Here is a 16,527-nt window from a genome sequence, read left to right as displayed (position 1 = left end):
GTCGCCGGCCTCGCCGTCGCCATGAAGTTCCGCAACGCCGGACAGGTCTGCGCCTCGCCGTCGCGCTTCCTGGTGCATGAGCGGGTGTTCGACAGCTTCGTCGAGGATTTCGTCGCCCGCAGCGCCGCCCTCAAGGTCGGGCCCGGCCTGTCGCCGGAAAGTCAGATGGCCGCGCTGGCGCATGGGCGCCGGCCCGACGCCGTCGAAGCCTTCGTCCAGGACGCACGCGACAAGGGAGCTACCGTTCGCGCCGGCGGACGCCGTCTTGGCAATGAAGGTTACTTCTATGCGCCGACCGTGCTCACCCACGTGCCGCTCGGCGCTCGCATCATGAATGACGAGCCGTTCGGACCGGTCGCGGTGATCAATCCGATCTCCTCGCTCGACGAAGCGATCAATGAAGCCAACCGCTTGCCTTATGGACTCAGCGCCTATGCCTTTGCCAGAAGTCTTGAAGCCGCCGACCGCATTGCCACCGAGGTGGAAGCCGGCACGATCTCGCTCAACCATTTCGGCCTGGCGATGCCCGAGACGCCGTTCGGCGGCATCAAGGGCAGCGGCTGGGGCAGTGAGGGCGGCGTGGAAGGACTGCAGGCCTATCTGCAGGACAAGTTCGTGACCCGCAAGCGCGCTGCGTGAGGAGCAACGCGTCTCGCCATGACGCTGACCGGCACGAGGGCACCATGACTACCGGCATGAAGGTGCTGCCGCCTCTCTAAACCTTCCTGCGCAGCGGGCTCCTGCTTGGCGCGCTGCCGGTCCATGTCCGGAAGGCGCGCGAAAACACCGAGCCGTCGGCATAGCCGGCGCTGATGGCGATCTCGGTGATCGAGTTGATGCGTCCCTGCGCAAGAAGGTCCTCGGCAACGCGCTGGCGCTCCTGCCGCACGATGTCGCGGAAGCTCGTCTTTTTCTCGGCGAGCGCGCGCTGCAGGCTGCGCACGGGCATGCCGAGCTTAGTCGCAACGTCGGTGATCTGCACTGGCCGCCGCCCCATCGACTGAGCGACGATGAGGCTGACCTGGCGCGCGAGGTTTTCGTCGGGCTGTGCTGTGCGGCTGGCAAGCAGATGCGCCTCGACGATCGGCAGCAGCGCGTAGCTCACCCGCTCCGAGCGGAGCATCAAATCCTTGTTCCCGATGACCAGCTTGCTGACGGGCTGGTCGAAAAACACGGAGGCATGGAAGATGCCCTCGTAGAGGCGCGCCCGCGATGGGTTGGAATGCGCGAGATGGACCTCGGCGGGCGCCCAGTTGCGCCCCATGCGGGTGCGGATAAGGCTGCACATATTGGCCAGCGAGTATTCCACGTCCTGCCTCGTCGACACGCCGAGCTCATGCACCCGATAGACATAGTCGGCGCCCTCGGGCGTGTCGATGAACTCCAGCTCCCAGCCTTCCTGCATCGAGGCGCCCCAGTGCGAGAAGTGCAACAACGCTTCGCGCAGCGTCCGCGACGTCGACATCAGCAGGCCGAGCGAGCCGACCTGCTCCGGGCGGATCTCGGCGCCGATCCGCAAGCCCAGGCAAGGGTCACCGACGAGGTCGGCCGCGGCCTGCTGGATGGCAAGGAAGGCCCGGAATGGCACCCGGAAATGCGGCTCGACCAGGTCGGCGCTCTTCAGTCCGTGCGCCGACAGGATCGGCGTCGCGTCGTGGCCCCTCGCTTCGACGGCTTCGATATAGGGCAGGAGCAGGTAGCTCCTGATCATATGCACCGTGTTCAACGTCCGGTCTCCGTGCACGCCAGCAATTGAATCAAACTTTGCCTCGTTCGCCAAGGTTCTAGCGCACCGGCCAGCTGTACTCACATGTGGGAGTAGGGCAAGGCACCTGGCGTCGGCATGACCGCCTTGAGGATAACGCCATGTTCGCTTCGGTGATTTGCAGCATGCGGCGGTCAGGTCCGCCATAGGCGACGTTGGTGGTGCGCAGCCCGGCCGAGGAGTGGACCCTGAACAGCGGCTCGTCCAGCCGGCTGAACAACCACACGGGTGCCTGCGCCGGCATGCACGACGGCGAGGTTGCCGTCCTCATCGAGCGCCATGCCGTCGGGGCCGGTCGAGGCTCCCGGACAGCTGCAGGAAGACGCCTGCCTTGTGGATGTTCAGACTCGAAGTAGCTGTCGGCAGCAGCCAAAGATCAAAGCAAGGGTGGGGCAATTCAAATCATTCTGCGAAGAACTGACGTCCTCGTCGCTCCATTCCGGCCGGCGAAAGCTCTTCTTTCCAGGTCAACAGCACCCAGACATGCCCAAACGGATCGCGCAGGCTGGCGGAATTGGCGCCATAGAACATGTCGGTCGGCGGCCGGACTTGCTCCGCGCCCGCAACTACCGCGCGGCGAAGCAGCGCGGCGTTATCGTCCGTGAAAATATGCAGGCCAGCGGTGGTGCGCCCCAACGTCCGCGGCTCCGCATAGAGCCTGTCGTCCGGATCGCCCAGCATGATCACCGAACTGCAAATGGAAATCTCGGCATGCAGGATCTTGCCGTCCGGCCCCGCGATGCGGAAAAGCTCCTCTGCGCCAAACGCTCGCCTATAGAACTCAATCGCCCGCGCCGCGCCATCGATGTAGATGTGCGGGACGACGACAGTGCGGTAACGCTGCGGGCGCATTACGCGAACCAATAGTCCAAGGTGGCATCGGAACCTTTTCCAAACTCGCCTGCAAAGCCGCCCTCACCGCGCAGCCCGGAAAGGTCGCCACTTCCCGAGCCCGGAACAACGAACCAGGTCGCTTTGATCCTGCCGTTCTCAATGGTCTCGGAGCCTTGCAGCACGAACGAGCCCTGGCGCCGGCCCAGAGTTCCGCGGACCCGCTGCAAGCTGACCATGCTGGCAGATCGGTCGTCGCGGCGGACCTGCAGCGCGCGAACCACAGACTCTGCTTCGAGGTCCCCCGTGAATGTTTCCGTCAACGCGATCTCTAGCAATGTCGGCTTCGCGCCTTCGTCATAGGTCTTGGCTTCGGACTTCGTAACGACAACCCTTGCCACCGCCCGCGTAGCCGAATGTGTGCCGTTCATATTTAGCTCCATCGCTTGTTGGGCTGCGGGCGCGTCGCGACACCGCTCGAGCCAGAACATACGACTTCAACGCATTCGATTTGCCCCTGTTCCCAGCGCCGATCCATGAAGGTGGTGGCGATGTCATTTCAGTTTTTTGCTATCCATGACGGTTTTTGGCGGGGGTGGGCCGTGCAGGTGCTGCCTGAGGTGCCGGCGCCTTCCCGCAACGGGAACAGGAGGCCCGCCGACTTTCGGGAGAGCCTCGAAACGCGGCAGCTCGCCTCCGCCCAACCGAGCCGGGGCCGACCCGCCGAGGCGCTGGCGCCGACAAAAAAGCAGGTTCGCGCCACGGACGGACGTGTCAGGTCGCGCGGTTCGCCTGCCGAGAAAAAATTCCGAAGCTGGCGGCCGAATTGGAATAATCTATCTCTACAGACTTAGTAGAATAATACCCTATAGGGCGACGCTTCGCGGCCACGTCGAGGCAGTTTGGCGCCGTAGGAACAGACAGGCATGGTTCATGAAACCCCCGATCGCATCAAAGTCCTATGGTTCCTGCCGACCCATGGCGACAGTCGCTATCTTGGCACCTCGGAAGGAGGCCGGGCGGTCGACCTGCCTTATCTGACGCAAGTGGCGCAGGCGGCTGATACGCTTGGCTATTACGGCGTGCTCCTGCCGACGGGCAGGTCCTGTGAGGATTCCTGGGTGATCGCGTCGGCTCTGGCGCCTCTGACGCAACGGTTGCGTTTCCTGGTCGCGGTGCGGCCCGGCCTGCAGTCGCCGACGCTCGCCGCGCGCATGACGGCGACGCTCGACCGCATCTCCAACGGCCGGCTGCTGATCAACGTGGTCACCGGCGGCGACCCGCTCGAGAACAAGGGCGACGGCATATTTCTGTCGCATGCCGAGCGCTATGAGGTGACACAGGAATTCCTGCAGATCTACAAGCGCGTGCTGAGCGGCGAGACGGTCGAGCATCAGGGCAAGCATTTCCGCGTCGAGGATGGCCGCCTCCTGTTCCCGCCGGTACAGGCGCCCTATCCGCCGCTCTATTTCGGCGGCTCCTCCGACGCCGGATCGACCGTGGCGGCGCAGGAGATCGACAAATACCTGACCTGGGGCGAGCCGCCCGCCGATGTCGAGCGCAAGCTCGACGGCGTGCGCGAGCTTGCCGAAAAGGCAGGGCGCAAGCTCTCCTTCGGTATCCGCCTGCACGTCATCGCCCGCGAGACCACCGAGGAAGCCTGGGCGGCGGCCGACAGGCTGATCAGCCGGCTCGACGATGCGACCATCGCCTCGGCGCAGAAGGTTTTTGCGCGCATGGACTCGGTCGGCCAGGCGCGCATGAGCGCGCTGCATGGCGGCGACCGGTCGAAGCTCGAGATCGCGCCGAACCTGTGGGCCGGCGTCGGCCTGGTGCGCGGCGGCGCCGGCACGGCGCTGGTCGGCGACCCCGACACCATCGCCGAGCGGATCGACGAATACCGGCGCCTCGGCATCGATACCTTCATCCTCTCGGGCTACCCGCATCTTGAAGAAGCCTATCGCTTCGGCGAGCTGGTTCTGCCCAAATTGCCGACGGATCACGCGGTCAAGACGCCCGGCTCGTCCGTCAACACGGGTCCGTTCGGCGAGACCATCGCCGGCGACCATCGTCCGAAATCGCTCGCCAGCGCCTCGTGAACGCGCTGCCGCCCCGGCCACGCAGCCATGTCGTCATTCTCGGCGGCGGCTTTACCGGCGCGGCCGTGGCCTGGCATCTGGCGCGTCAGCCCGTGCGGCCATTGATCACCGTTATCGAGCCGCGTCCGTTCCTCGGCGGCGGGCTTGCCTATTCCAGCGAGGAGCCGTCGCACCGCGTCAACGTGCCGGCGTCCCGGATGAGCCTGTTGCCGGACGAGCCGGAGCATTTTTCGCGCTGGCTTGCGCATGACGGCGAGGCCGAGCGCGATCCAGACTCCATCTGGCGCAACGGCGATATTTTTCCCCGGCGCCGGGTCTTCGGCCGCTACGTTGCCGAGCATCTGGCGCCTTATCTCGAGACCGGAGCGATTCGTCATGTTCGGGACCATGCCGGCGACCTGAAGCGCAACGGCGACGGTTGGATCGTGACCGCTTCCGGTCAGCCGATCGCCGCCGACATGGTGGTTCTTGCCATGACGCACCCGTCGCCTGACGTTCCGGCCGCGCTTGCGCCGATCACCGATGCGGACGGCTTCGTCGCCGATGTCTATTGCGGGGACGCGCTCGGTTCGATCGCGCCTCGGGCATCGGTGCTGATCGTCGGCTCCGGCCTGACCTCGGCCGACACTGTCGCCGAGCTCGACCGCCGCGGCCATCGCGGCCGCATCCTGGCGGTGTCGCGTCATGGATTGCGCTCGCGCGGGCATCCACAAGTGCGCGGCGAGCCGTTCGGCGACTTCACTGCCACGCCCGCCGCGACCGCGCTCGGACTGCTCGAAAATATCCGCGCGACGCTGGCGGCGGCGGAGACCGGCGGCGGCAACTGGCAGTCGGTCTTCGACCAGTTGCGGCTGCAGGGGCCAGTCATATGGTCCGCTCTCGAGAAAGACCAGCGCACCCGGCTGGTCCGCCGGCTGCGCGCGTTCTGGGACGTGCACCGGTTCAGAATCGCGCCGCAAGTCGAGGCAGTGCTGGATCGCCGCCGCGCCGAGGGCACGTTCGACAATATCGCAGCGAGCCTCGTGGCCTCGTACGACGACGGAGACGATCTGGCCGTCACTTTGCGCCGGCGCGGCCAAAGGCAATTCGAGACGATGCATTTCGACGCGGTGATCAACACAACGGGGCCGGCGCATGGCCGGGCGCCGCACGCCAATCCGGCGCTACGCTCGCTTGCCGATGCCGGCCTGATCCGGATCGACCGCCATGGGCTCGGGATAGAGACCGCGCCGGACAGCCGTGCCGTCGGTCCGGAGGGTCAGCCTCTCGATGGCCTGTTCGTCGCCGGCCCGCTGGCGCGCGGCACCTTCGGCGAGTTGATGGGCCTGCCAGAAGTGGCCCGTCACGCGCAGGCGGTCGCCTCGCAAGTGGAAGCCAAGCTCGATGCCCAGTCGGTGATCGAGGTCGCACGCTGAAAATCCGCGACGAATGCGGGTGCGCAAAATTGGTATTTCCGTTCGGGCGGCGCCGCGAAAACGGAAAATCCTACTTTGTATATATAATCAGTAGACTAATAAATTAGCGACAGCTTCCGGCCACCGCCGGATCGATCGTTGGGACAGGCCTAGCCGGGAGATTTCCATGCCACAGAATGATCGCGACGCAGTCAAATTCGCCTATTGGGTGCCCAACGTCTCGGGCGGGCTGGTCATCTCCAACATCGAGCAGCGGACCAATCACTCGGCCGAATACAACCGCAAGCTGGCGCAGATCGCCGAGCAGGCCGGCTTCGACTATGCACTGAGCCAGATCCGCTTCACCGCCGGCTACGGCGCCGACGAGCAGCATGAATCGGTGGCATTCAGCCACGACCTGCTCGCCGCCACCAAGACGCTGAAGGTGATCGCCGCGATCCTGCCCGGGCCGTGGAACCCGGCGCTGGCGGCCAAGCAACTCGCCACCATCAGCTATCTCACCGGCGGCCGGGTCGCGATCAATCTCGTCTCAGGCTGGTTCCGCGGCGAGTTCCATGCGATCGGCGAGCATTGGCTCGACCATGATGAGCGCTATCGCCGCTCGGAAGAGTTCATCCGCGCGCTGCGCGGCATCTGGACCGAGGACAGTTTCACCTTCCGCGGCGATTTCTACCGCTTCAACCAGTATTCGCTGAAGCCGAAGCCGCTCAAGCCGCTGCCGGAGATATTCCAGGGCGGCTCGTCGCGGGCCGCGCGCGACATGGCCTCGCGCGTCTCGGACTGGTATTTCACCAATGGCAACACGCCTGCCGAGATCGCCAAGCAGGTCGACGACATCCAGGCGAAGGCCCGGGACAACAACCACTCGGTCAAGGTCGGCGTCAACGCCTTCGCCATCGTGCGCGAGACCGAGGACGAGGCGAAAGCCGTGCTTGCCGAGATCGTCGCCAAGGCCAATCCGGATGCGGTCAACGCCTTTGGCCACGAGGTCAAGAACGCCGGCAAGGCCTCGCCGGAGGGCGAGGGCAACTGGGCCAAATCGTCCTTCGACGATCTGGTGCAATACAATGACGGCTTCCGCTCGAACCTGATCGGCACGCCGCAGCAGGTCGCCGAGCGCATCGTCGATTTGAAGCGCGCCGGCGCCGACCTCATTCTGCTCGGCTTCCTGCATTTCCAGGAGGAGGTCGAGTATTTCGGCAAGCATGTCATTCCGCTCGTGCGCGAGCTGGAAAACGCGGAAGCCGCGGCGGCGCTCGCCGCCGAATAACAACGCCAGCCGCTGGCCGGAGATCGCCCGGCCAGCCGATGAACCGCACGCCCGGTCGGACGTGCGGCCGGGACCGTGCGTGCCTTCGCTGCAGTTGGGGACGATGGAATGCCGATATCCAGCCATGCTTTCGGGGCGATCGAGGCTTCGGTCTACGCGCCGGAAATCTTCGCGCAGGGGCTGCCGGCAGCTCCGCGACAGGCTCACGAGGAGCCGCGACAGCTTGCCGCTGAAGATGCCGCGCCGCTTCTTTCCCTCGAAGGCATAGGACTGTCCTTCGGCGGTGTGATTGCGCTGGCCGAAGTCGACCTGTCGGTTCGACCCGGCGAGATACGCGCCATCATCGGGCCGAATGGCGCCGGCAAGAGCTCGCTGATCAACGTCATCAGCGGCGTCTACCGTGCGGATCGCGGCCATGTCCGTCTCAATGGCGCGCGCTACGCCCAGGTTCCGACGCAGCGGCTGGCGCGCCTTGGAGTCGCCCGTACGTTCCAGAACCTCGCTTTGTTCAAAGGCCTCAACGTCCTCGACAATGTGGCGTCCGGCATTGCCTACAGGACCAGATCGAATTTCGCCGGCCAGATTCTGGGGATTGGCCGATCGCGCCGCGAGCAGGCCGACCAGCGTGGCCGCGCCGATCAGATCCTCGAATTCCTGCACCTGACCGGTGTGCGCGACCGGCTGGCAGGCACGCTGCCTTACGGCCTGCAGAAGCGGGTCGAGCTTGCCCGCGCGCTGGTCGCCGAACCTCGCCTTTTGCTGCTGGACGAGCCGATGGCCGGCATGACCGCCGGCGAGAAGAGCGAGATGGCCGCCTATGTGCGCGCCGCGCGCGACCGCTTCGCCACCACCGTGGTGCTGATCGAGCACGATGTCGGCGTCGTCATGGGCCTCTCCGACCGAATCGCCGTGCTCGATTACGGACGCAAGATCGCCGACGGCACGCCCGACGAGATCAGGAACGACCAGCGCGTCATCGACGCCTATCTCGGCGTCGCCTCCGAGAATGAAGAGGGGGCAGGCATATGATCGCCGACTTCGACTACCAGTTCTTCCTCGAGGTGCTGACCGGCGGCCTGCTGTCGGGCGTCATGTACTCGCTGGTCGCGATCGGCTTCGTGCTGATCTACAAGACCTCCGGCGTGCTCAACTTCGCGCAAGGGGCGCTGCTCTTGTTCGCGGCGCTGACCTTCGTCAGCCTTGTCGAGCGCGGCATGCCCTTCGCGCTGGCGCTGGCCGTCACCTTCGCCGTCATGGTGGCGCTCGGCATCGGCATCGAGCGCGCGGTGCTGAGGCCGCTGACCAACAAGCCGCCGATCACCCTGTTCATGGCGACGCTCGGCCTGTCCTACATCATCGAGGGCGCGGCCCAGCTGATCTGGGGCACGCAGGTGCATGGCCTCGAGCTCGGCATCGAGGATGTGCCGCTGGAAGTCGGCGGCGTGCTGGTCAGTCAGTTCGACATCTTCGCCGCCGCGGTGGCCGCGGCCATGGTGCTCTTGTTGTCGCTGTTCTTCCGCTACACCCGCATCGGCTTGAGCTTCCGCGCCGTCGCCGACGATCAGTTCGCCGCACTCGCCGTTGGACTCAGGCTGCCGCTGATCTGGGCAGGCGTGTGGGCCGCGGCAGGCCTCGTTGCCCTCGTTGCCGGGCTTTTGTGGGGCGCGCGGCTCGGCGTCCAGTTCTCGCTGTCGCTGGTGGTTCTCAAGGCGCTGCCGGTGCTGGTGCTGGGCGGCTTCGATTCCATCCTCGGCGCCATCGTCGGCGGGCTCTTGATCGGCGCTAGCGAGAAGCTCGCCGAGGTCTATATCGGCGACTATTTCGGCGGCGGCATCGAAAGCTGGTTCGCCTATGTCGTCGCGCTCGTCTTCCTGCTGATCCGTCCCTCCGGCCTGTTCGGCCAGAAGCTCGTCGAAAGGGTCTGAGCATGAGCGCGATCACAACCGACTTGTCCGCGACCGAATTGTCCAAGGGAGCAAACCTATCGAGTTGGCTGGCGCCGCTGATTGTCGTCGCCTTCGCCTACATCGTCGTGCCACTGATCGGCGGGTCCTATCTGTTCGAGGCGATCCTGCTGCCCTTCCTGGCGCTCAGCCTGGCGGGCGTGGGCCTCAACATCCTCACCGGCTATGCCGGCCAGGTGTCGCTGGGCAGCGCCGCGTTCATGGCGGCGGGCGCTTTCGCCGCCTATAATTTCAACCTGCGCGTCGAGGGCCTGCCGCTTGTCGCCAGCATCGTCCTCTCCGGCATCGTCGCGGCCGCCATCGGCATCGTCTTCGGCCTGCCCAGCCTGCGGCTGCGCGGCTTCTACCTTGCGGTCTCGACGCTTGCCGCGCAGTTCTTCGTGCAATGGGCGCTGACCAAGTTCAGCTGGTTCTCCAACGACTCGGCCTCGGGCGTCATCGACGCACCGAAGCTGTGCATCGCCGGCTTCGAGTTCGACGGCGCGGTCGGCCGCTACCTGTTCGCGCTCACCGTCGTCGTCATCCTGACCTTCCTCGCGTACCGGCTGGTCTCGTCGCAGACCGGGCGCAACTTCATCGCCATCCGCGACAATGAGATCGCGGCGCGCATCATCGGCATTCCGGTGCTGAGGACGAAGCTTTTGGCGTTCGCCATCTCATCCTTCATCATCGGCGTCGCCGGCGTCATCTGGGCCTTCGCTTATCTGAGGACCGTCGAGCCGGCCGGCTTCGATCTCGACCGCTCGTTCCAGATCCTGTTCATCATCATCATCGGCGGGCTCGCCTCGATCCGCGGCGCCTTCCTGGGTGCTGCGCTGATCGTCGTCTTCCCGCTCGCGCTGTCGCGCCTCGGCAATTTCCTGCTCGGCGACGTGTTCGATTCCGGCGTGCTCGACATGAGCCAGCGCATCGTGCTCGGCGCCCTGATCATCCTCTTTCTGATCCTGGAACCAGACGGGCTGGTCGCCCTGTGGGACAGGGTCCGGAGACGGCTTCTGCTCGCCTGGCAATCGAGCTGAGCCGGCTTGGGAGCAACGCTCCCCAAGCCACTGCAGACATTCGGAAAATGAACCAGGGCAAAACCAGGCCCATACTGGAGTACTTCGAACCATGAGCTTCTTCACCACAGTCAAGGCGGTCGCGCTGTCGGCGGCGCTTGCGGTGTCGGTGGCCCTGCCGGCCGCCCATGCCGACGAGCAGTATTTCCCGTTGCAGAGCTATCGCGTCGGGCCATACGCGGCCGGTGGTACCGGCTTCTTCGGCGGCTTCATCGACTATCTCAACCTGATCAACATCCGCGACGGCGGTGTCAATGGCGTCAAGCTGACCTGGGACGAGTGCGAGACCCAGTATGAGGTCGAGCGCGGCGTCGAATGCTACGAGCGGCAGAAGAGCCACGCCGGCGCTGCCGCCTGGAACCCGCTTTCGGTCGGTATCGCCTATGCCATGATCGACCGCATCACCGCCGACAAGGTGCCGCTGATCACGGTCAATCACGGCCGCACCGATTCCACCGACGGGCGGGTGTTCCCATACGTCTTCCCGCTGCTGCTCAATCCCTATAGCGAGACCTCCGGCATCGTGAATTACATCGCCGCCAAGGAAGGCGGCATCGACAAGCTGAAGGGCAAGAAGATCGTCGTGCTCTATCACGGCTCGCCCTACGGCAAGGAGACGATCCCGATCTATGAATTGCTGGCGCAGAAATACGGCTTCACCGTGCAGCAGATCGAGGTGCCGCATCCCGGCAACGAGCAGCAGTCGCAATGGCTGACCATCCGCCGCGCCAAGCCGGACTTCGTCGTCTTACGCGGCTGGGGCGTGATGAACCCGGTGGCGCTGAAGACGGCGGTCAAGGTCGGCTATCCGGTCGATCACATCGTCGGCAATGTCTGGTCGAATTCGGAGGAGGACGTCATCCCGGCCGGCGACGCCGCCAAGGGCTACACCGCCATCACCACGCAGGCTTCGGGCAACTCCTATCCAGTGGTGCAGGAGATCGTGAAGACGGTTTATGGCGCCGGCAAGGGCAATCTCGAGGATAAGTCGCGCATCGGCTCGGTCTACCACAATCTCGGCATCGTCAACGGTATCCTCAATGTCGAGGCGATCCGCATCGCGCAGGAGAAGTTCGGCCACCGCACGCTGACCGGCGACGAGGTGCGCTGGGGTTTCGAGCACCTCAAGCTCGATCCCGCCAAGGTCGAGGCGCTCGGCGCCAAGGACCTGTTCCACTCCATCAATGTCAGCTGGGACAATCACGAGGGCGAAGGCTACGTGACCTTCCAGCAGTGGGACGGCAAGAAGTGGAACGTCGTCTCCGACTGGATCGCGCCCGACTGGGCGCTGCTGCGGCCCATCATCGAGAAGTCCGCCGAGGCCTATGCGGCCGAGAAGGGCATCAAGCTGCGCACCGCCGCGGATGCCGACGCGGTGGCCGTCACCAATTGATCCAACGGACCGGGCGCCGGACCATTCTGCGACGCCCGGTCATCTACTTTGCGGAAATCAGGAAGGACGCGATGCCGGGCAATGACGTCATCCTTGTCGTGGACAATGTCCATGCCACCTACAATCAAGCCATCACCGCGCTGCACGGCGTCAGCTTCGAGCTGAGGCGCGGCGAGATCCTGGCGCTGCTCGGCGCCAACGGCGCCGGCAAGAGCACGACGCTGAAGGCGGTCTCCAACCTGCTGCCGGCCGAGCGCGGCCAGATCAATGCCGGCACGATCCTGTTCGACGGCGGCGACGTCACCCGCCGCAAGCCGGGCGACCTCGTGCGCGCCGGGCTTGTCCAGGTGCTGGAGGGCCGCCACTGCTTCAAGAGCCTGACCGTCGAGGAGAATCTGGTTTCCGGCGGCATCGGCCGCAGCGGCAGCCGCGCTGAGATCAACCAGGATCTCGGACGGATCTACGGCTTCTTCCCGCGGCTCGCCGAAAAGCGCAAGACGCTTGCGGGCCTGACCTCTGGCGGCGAGCAGCAGATGACGGCGATCGGCCGGGCGCTGATGTCGCGGCCGCGCCTGCTGGTCCTCGACGAGCCGTCGATGGGGCTGGCGCCGCTAGTCGTCCAGGACATCTTCCAGGCGCTGAAGAAGCTCAATCAGGAGTCCGGTCTCTCGATCCTGGTCGCCGAGCAGAACTCGGCCGTCGCGCTCAAATATGCCGACCACGCCACAGTGCTCGAAAACGGCGTCTCCGTTCTCTCCGGCGGCGCCACCAGCCTTCGTCAGCGCGAGGATGTGCGAGCCTTCTATCTCGGGCAGAAGGCGCCGCCTGCCGCGCCGTCCAACCACCTTCATGCCGTCGTCTGAATCGAAATCCGAAGGAGAATGAAATGACTGTATCCAACGTCAAGACCGACAAGGCCGCGGCCGCCGTGCCGCCCGTCGCCAGACCCACCGGGCCCGCGCACATCATCAAGGACGACGCCGAGGCGATCGCCGTCGCGCAGCGGCTGGCGGCCGAGTTCGTCAAGGAGTCTTCCAGGCGCGATCGCGAGCGGATCTGGCCGGTGGCCGAGCTTGACCAATTCTCGCAGAGCGGCCTATGGTCGATCAACGTTCCCAAGGCCTTCGGCGGACCGGAAGTGTCCTACGCGACATTGGCCAAGGTCATCGAGATCGTCTCGGCGGCCGATTCCTCGATCGGCCAGATCGCGCAGAACCATCTCGGCGTCGTCGCCGCCATCCGCACCAATTCCGATCCCGACCAGCAGGCGCTGCTGTTCGCCGAAGTGCTGAAGGGCACGCGTTTCGGCAACGCCTTTTCCGAATTCGGCTCCAAGCGCGCCGCGGATTTCGAGACCAAGTTCACCGACGCCGGCGACCATGTGATCGTCAACGGCCAGAAATTCTATTCGTCCGGCGCGCTCTTGGCGCATCTGGTGCCGATCGTGGCGCTCGACGACCAGGGCCGTGCCTGGTACGCGATCGCCGACCGCGGCGCGCCGGGGCTGACGGTGATCGACGACTGGTCGAGCTTCGGCCAGCGCACGACGCTGTCGGGCACCGTCATCATCGACAACGTCAAGGTGCCGAAGACGTATCTGGTGCCCGGATACAAAGGCTTCGACAGGCCGACCGCCGACGGCGCCATCTTCCAGATCATCCAGGTGGCCGTGGACACCGGCATCGCGCAGGCGGCGATCGACGAGACGGTCAACTTCGTCAGGACCAAGAGCCGCGCCTGGATCGACAGCGGCGTCGACAATGCCTGGGACGATCCCTACACGATCCAGGCCATCGGCGACCTGACGCTTCGGCTGCATGCGGCCCAGGCGTTGCTGGAGAAGGCCGGCCACGCCATCGACCGGGCAGTCGCCGAGCCGACAGCCGAGACGGTGGCGCATGCGCAGATCGTCACCGCGCAAGCGAAGATCCTGTCGACCGAGATCGCCATTGCGGCGACCAATAAACTGTTCGAGCTGGCGGGCACGCGCTCGACGCTCGCCGAGCACAATCTCGACCGGCATTGGCGCAATGCGCGCACGCATACGCTGCACGATCCCGTGCGCTGGAAATACGCGATCCTCGGCAAGTATTTCCTCAACGGCGAAAATCCGCCGCTGCACGCTTGGAGCTGAGCCGGGTTCGGCCGAGGCCGTGTCTTGGCCAAGCGGTGGCCCTGGCCGGGCCCGGCAAACATCACCCGTCCGGCGGCCACAATCCTCGGCGTGGACGTTGACGACGCCCACGTCGGTCTCCTGGCGCCATGTCTACGGCAGACCAGCTAGCTAGGCCGTCTTGATCGCATTGCAGATTTCTTCGACCAACATGGAGGCCGACACCGCGCCCGGGTCCGGATGGCCCAGCGAACGCTCGCCCAGACGCGAGGCGCGGCCGACGGTTGCGATCATATCGCGTGTCGCTTCCGCGCCGTGCCGGGCAGCGGCGGCTATGGCATCGGCACTCTGGCCATTGACGGCCGCATCGGCGGCCGGAGCCCAGGTATCGAGCATCGTCTTCTGGCCGGGTTCGGCCTTGCCGCGCTGGACGATGCCGTCGCGCATCGCCGCAATGACGGCCCGCAACTCGCCGCTCGGCATGGAGGCGCGCGGACCCGCCGCCTTGCCGGCGCGCAGAAGGGCGGTGGCGTAGAGCGGTCCGGAGGAGGCGCCGACCGCGTTGAGGAAGCCCTTGGCGGCGGCATTGAAGATATCCTGCAGCGTGCCCTCGGCGGCTTGGGCCGCATCGGCCGCGGCCTTCATGCCTTGTTCCATGGCAATGCCGTGGTCCGCGTCCCCTATCACCCCGTCAAGCGCGCAGAGCCTGTCGCGCTCGGCCGCCATCCGCTGCGAAAAAGCGCCGAAAAGAGCTTTCAAATCTCCGGTCGTAAATTCCATCCCGCTCAGCTCCGGAACATGGCGCAGTCGCAGGGATGGTCGATCATGCGCTGCAATTCGTCGTCGAGATGCATGATGGTGATCGAGGCCCCGGCCATGTCGAGCGACGTGCAATAGGGGCCGACAAGCGTCTTGTGGACGACCAGCCCGGCAGCCTTCAGTCGCTCCGCGACCCTGGCGTTCAGGATGTAGAGTTCCATCAGCGGCGTCGCGCCGAGCGAATTAACCAGCACCGCGACGCGAGCGCCGGCCGGCGCTTTCATTTCCGCCAGGATCGCGTCCATGATTTCGTCGGCGACGTCGTTGGCCGAACGCAACGGCCCGCGCCGCACGCCGGGCTCGCCATGGATGCCCATGCCGATCTCCATCTCACCGACGGGAAGATCGAAGCTTGGCCGCCGCGTCTGCGGCAAGGAACAGGACGACAGCGCCACGCCCATGGTGAAGGTGCGGTCGTTGGCGTGACGGGCGATCCGCTCCACCTCGTCCAGCGGCATCATCATGTCGGCTGCCGCGCCCGCGGCCTTGAAGATGAACACGTTGCCGGCCACGCCGCGGCGCTTTTGCCGTTGCTCGCGCGGCGCCGACGCGATGTCGTCGGTGGTCAGCACCGTGCGCGCCTCGATGCCTTCCATCTCCAGCAGTTCGGCGGCCATGTCGAAGTTCATCACGTCGCCGGCATAGTTGCCATACATGAACAGGACGCCGGCGCCGCCGCTCGCGGCAATCGCCGCGTCAACCGCCGGCTGGGGAGGGGGCGAGGCGAAGACGTTGCCGATCGCAGCCGCATCCGCCAGGCCTTTGCCGACATAGCCCAGGAAGGTCGGCTCATGGCCTGAGCCGCCGCCGATGACCAGCGCCACCTTGCCGGTCCGCGGACCGTGCCTGGCGACAACCGCGCGCGGGACGTTGTCCGGGCGCCAGAGATGGTCCGGATGCGCGGCCATGATGCCGACCAGCATTTCGTCGACCGCCGCATTGCCGTCATTGATCAGCTTCTGCGTCAGGCTCATTCGCATCTCCCTGCATCGTCCTCGGCGACGAGACTAAAGCATGTCTCGCGAAAGAGGGAACCGGTTTCGGGTCACAGACATGCGCAAAATCAAAAGCTAAAGCGCTCGGAGCCAATGCGAAAGCTCAGCGGGCGTTGTACTTGGCGTCGACCTGATCGATGGCGGCGACATTGCCGGCCGAGCGCCCCTGCGGATCGAACGTCTCCTTGAGGAAGGCATCGGCGATCGACTTGGCCAGCTCGGGTCCGATCACGCGCGCGCCCATGGTGATGATCTGGGCGTTGTTCGACAGCGCGGCGCGCTCGGCGGAATAGGTGTCGTGGGTGAGCGCCGCGCGGATGCCCGGCACCTTGTTGGCCGAGATGCAGACGCCGATGCCGGTGCCGCAGATCAGGATGGCGCGGTCATACTTGCCGGCCAGCAGGTCGCTCGCGACGCGGTCGGACAGATTGGCGTAGAACGGGTCGGGGCCGGCCTCGGTGCGCGACACTTCCGACACCTCGTGCCTGTCCTTCAGGTGGTCGGCGAGGATTTTCGCCAGGCCTTCGCCGGCGCTGTCGCCTGCTACCGCGAGCTTCATGATCGTCTCCTTCTAGAGTTTGGGGACGCATCTGGACAGGATGTCGAGATAGCCCTCGACGACCCATGCGGCGCGTCCGATGAACAACCCGTCGATATGCGGGCATGCGATGAGTTCGGCGCAATTGTCGGGATTGACCGAACCGCCATAGAGGCAAGGGATGCGGCAGCCGAGAACATCCTCAGCGGTTGCGATGATCTCCGCCTGGCGGGCGTCGGCATAGTCCGAGGTCGCCGGAATGCCGTT

At 65.4% G+C, this 16,527-nt stretch carries 17 protein-coding genes; 10 read left to right on the top strand and 7 right to left on the bottom strand.

Going from position 1 to position 16,527, the window contains the following annotated elements:
• Nucleotides 1-639, top strand: a 639-nt coding sequence (locus tag KVT37_RS31040) for an aldehyde dehydrogenase family protein (RefSeq protein ID WP_217578835.1), incomplete at its 5' end; no start/stop codon positions are given.
• 76 nt (nt 640-715) lie between these two features.
• Here KVT37_RS31040 and KVT37_RS31035 read toward each other — a convergent pair.
• The 3 genes from KVT37_RS31035 to KVT37_RS31025 all read right to left on the bottom strand — a co-directional run bounded on the left by KVT37_RS31035 (nt 716) and on the right by KVT37_RS31025 (nt 3,027).
• On the bottom strand, nt 716-1,717 hold the full coding sequence (locus KVT37_RS31035; protein ID WP_308642801.1) for an AraC family transcriptional regulator: 1,002 nt from the start codon (nt 1,715-1,717) through the stop codon (nt 716-718).
• Nucleotides 1,718-2,167: 450 nt separating this feature from the next.
• Entirely contained in the window at nt 2,168-2,617 is a 450-nt protein-coding gene (locus tag KVT37_RS31030) for a VOC family protein (protein ID WP_217578833.1), read from the bottom strand.
• Complete coding sequence (locus KVT37_RS31025) at nt 2,617-3,027, bottom strand: DUF3224 domain-containing protein (RefSeq protein WP_217578832.1); 411 nt, start codon at nt 3,025-3,027, stop codon at nt 2,617-2,619. The genes KVT37_RS31030 and KVT37_RS31025 overlap by 1 nt, the downstream gene beginning before the upstream one ends.
• Nucleotides 3,028-3,522: 495 nt before the next feature.
• Here KVT37_RS31025 and ssuD point away from each other — a divergent pair, with 495 nt between their 5' ends.
• From ssuD to KVT37_RS30980, 9 genes are all read left to right on the top strand, one after another.
• Nucleotides 3,523-4,695 (top strand): FMNH2-dependent alkanesulfonate monooxygenase, encoded by a 1,173-nt coding sequence (gene ssuD / locus KVT37_RS31020; protein ID WP_217578831.1) that lies wholly within the window; start codon nt 3,523-3,525, stop codon nt 4,693-4,695.
• Complete coding sequence (locus KVT37_RS31015; RefSeq protein WP_217578830.1) at nt 4,692-6,110, top strand: FAD/NAD(P)-binding protein; 1,419 nt, start codon at nt 4,692-4,694, stop codon at nt 6,108-6,110. Before ssuD ends, KVT37_RS31015 begins: the two co-directional genes overlap by 4 nt.
• A gap of 166 nt (nt 6,111-6,276) precedes the next feature.
• Nucleotides 6,277-7,380: a dimethylsulfone monooxygenase SfnG gene (gene sfnG, locus KVT37_RS31010; protein ID WP_217578829.1), complete on the top strand. Its 1,104-nt coding sequence runs from the start codon at nt 6,277-6,279 to the stop codon at nt 7,378-7,380.
• 108 nt (nt 7,381-7,488) lie between these two features.
• Entirely contained in the window at nt 7,489-8,409 is a 921-nt protein-coding gene (locus tag KVT37_RS31005; RefSeq protein ID WP_217578828.1) for an ABC transporter ATP-binding protein, read from the top strand.
• Nucleotides 8,409-9,305: a branched-chain amino acid ABC transporter permease gene (locus KVT37_RS31000; protein ID WP_217578836.1), complete on the top strand. Its 897-nt coding sequence runs from the start codon at nt 8,409-8,411 to the stop codon at nt 9,303-9,305. The genes KVT37_RS31005 and KVT37_RS31000 overlap by 1 nt, the downstream gene beginning before the upstream one ends.
• 2 nt (nt 9,306-9,307) lie before the next feature.
• Nucleotides 9,308-10,363, top strand: coding sequence for a branched-chain amino acid ABC transporter permease (locus KVT37_RS30995; RefSeq protein ID WP_217578827.1), 1,056 nt, complete (start codon nt 9,308-9,310; stop codon nt 10,361-10,363).
• Nucleotides 10,364-10,454: 91 nt separating this feature from the next.
• Nucleotides 10,455-11,795, top strand: coding sequence for an ABC transporter substrate-binding protein (locus KVT37_RS30990; protein WP_217578826.1), 1,341 nt, complete (start codon nt 10,455-10,457; stop codon nt 11,793-11,795).
• A gap of 71 nt (nt 11,796-11,866) precedes the next feature.
• The gene (locus tag KVT37_RS30985) at nt 11,867-12,658 is read left to right on the top strand and encodes an ABC transporter ATP-binding protein (protein ID WP_217578825.1); all 792 of its coding nucleotides are present in this window, start codon (nt 11,867-11,869) and stop codon (nt 12,656-12,658) included.
• A 23-nt stretch (nt 12,659-12,681) separates the two neighbouring features.
• Nucleotides 12,682-13,929: an SfnB family sulfur acquisition oxidoreductase gene (locus KVT37_RS30980; protein ID WP_217578824.1), complete on the top strand. Its 1,248-nt coding sequence runs from the start codon at nt 12,682-12,684 to the stop codon at nt 13,927-13,929.
• 150 nt (nt 13,930-14,079) lie between these two features.
• Here KVT37_RS30980 and dhaL read toward each other — a convergent pair whose 3' ends face one another.
• The 4 genes from dhaL to KVT37_RS30960 form a co-directional block, all read right to left on the bottom strand.
• Complete coding sequence (dhaL, locus tag KVT37_RS30975; RefSeq protein WP_217578823.1) at nt 14,080-14,688, bottom strand: dihydroxyacetone kinase subunit DhaL; 609 nt, start codon at nt 14,686-14,688, stop codon at nt 14,080-14,082.
• A gap of 5 nt (nt 14,689-14,693) precedes the next feature.
• Nucleotides 14,694-15,701, bottom strand: coding sequence for a dihydroxyacetone kinase subunit DhaK (locus KVT37_RS30970; RefSeq protein WP_217578822.1), 1,008 nt, complete (start codon nt 15,699-15,701; stop codon nt 14,694-14,696).
• 124 nt (nt 15,702-15,825) lie between these two features.
• On the bottom strand, nt 15,826-16,281 hold the full coding sequence (locus KVT37_RS30965) for an RpiB/LacA/LacB family sugar-phosphate isomerase (protein ID WP_217578821.1): 456 nt from the start codon (nt 16,279-16,281) through the stop codon (nt 15,826-15,828).
• Nucleotides 16,282-16,293: 12 nt separating this feature from the next.
• The coding region (locus tag KVT37_RS30960) for a triose-phosphate isomerase (RefSeq protein WP_217578820.1) at nt 16,294-16,527 on the bottom strand (234 nt) is incomplete at its 5' end.

Source organism: Mesorhizobium sp. GbtcB19, from assembly GCF_019091085.1.
GTDB lineage: Bacteria > Pseudomonadota > Alphaproteobacteria > Rhizobiales > Rhizobiaceae > Mesorhizobium.
This window is presented reverse-complemented; position numbering and strand designations above follow the sequence as displayed.

Excerpts from the sequence above, each read along its gene's own strand:
- KVT37_RS31030 (WP_217578833.1), bottom strand. The coding sequence starts at position 2,617 with ATGCGCCCGCAGCGTTACCGCACTGTCGTCGTCCCGCACATCTACATC.
- KVT37_RS31025 (WP_217578832.1), bottom strand. The coding sequence starts at position 3,027 with ATGAACGGCACACATTCGGCTACGCGGGCGGTGGCAAGGGTTGTCGTT.
- ssuD (WP_217578831.1), top strand. The coding sequence starts at position 3,523 with ATGGTTCATGAAACCCCCGATCGCATCAAAGTCCTATGGTTCCTGCCG.
- sfnG (WP_217578829.1), top strand. The coding sequence starts at position 6,277 with ATGCCACAGAATGATCGCGACGCAGTCAAATTCGCCTATTGGGTGCCC.
- KVT37_RS31005 (WP_217578828.1), top strand. The coding sequence starts at position 7,489 with ATGCCGATATCCAGCCATGCTTTCGGGGCGATCGAGGCTTCGGTCTAC.
- KVT37_RS30995 (WP_217578827.1), top strand. The coding sequence starts at position 9,308 with ATGAGCGCGATCACAACCGACTTGTCCGCGACCGAATTGTCCAAGGGA.
- KVT37_RS30990 (WP_217578826.1), top strand. The coding sequence starts at position 10,455 with ATGAGCTTCTTCACCACAGTCAAGGCGGTCGCGCTGTCGGCGGCGCTT.
- KVT37_RS30985 (WP_217578825.1), top strand. The coding sequence starts at position 11,867 with ATGCCGGGCAATGACGTCATCCTTGTCGTGGACAATGTCCATGCCACC.
- KVT37_RS30980 (WP_217578824.1), top strand. The coding sequence starts at position 12,682 with ATGACTGTATCCAACGTCAAGACCGACAAGGCCGCGGCCGCCGTGCCG.
- dhaL (WP_217578823.1), bottom strand. The coding sequence starts at position 14,688 with ATGGAATTTACGACCGGAGATTTGAAAGCTCTTTTCGGCGCTTTTTCG.
- KVT37_RS30970 (WP_217578822.1), bottom strand. The coding sequence starts at position 15,701 with ATGAGCCTGACGCAGAAGCTGATCAATGACGGCAATGCGGCGGTCGAC.
- KVT37_RS30965 (WP_217578821.1), bottom strand. The coding sequence starts at position 16,281 with ATGAAGCTCGCGGTAGCAGGCGACAGCGCCGGCGAAGGCCTGGCGAAA.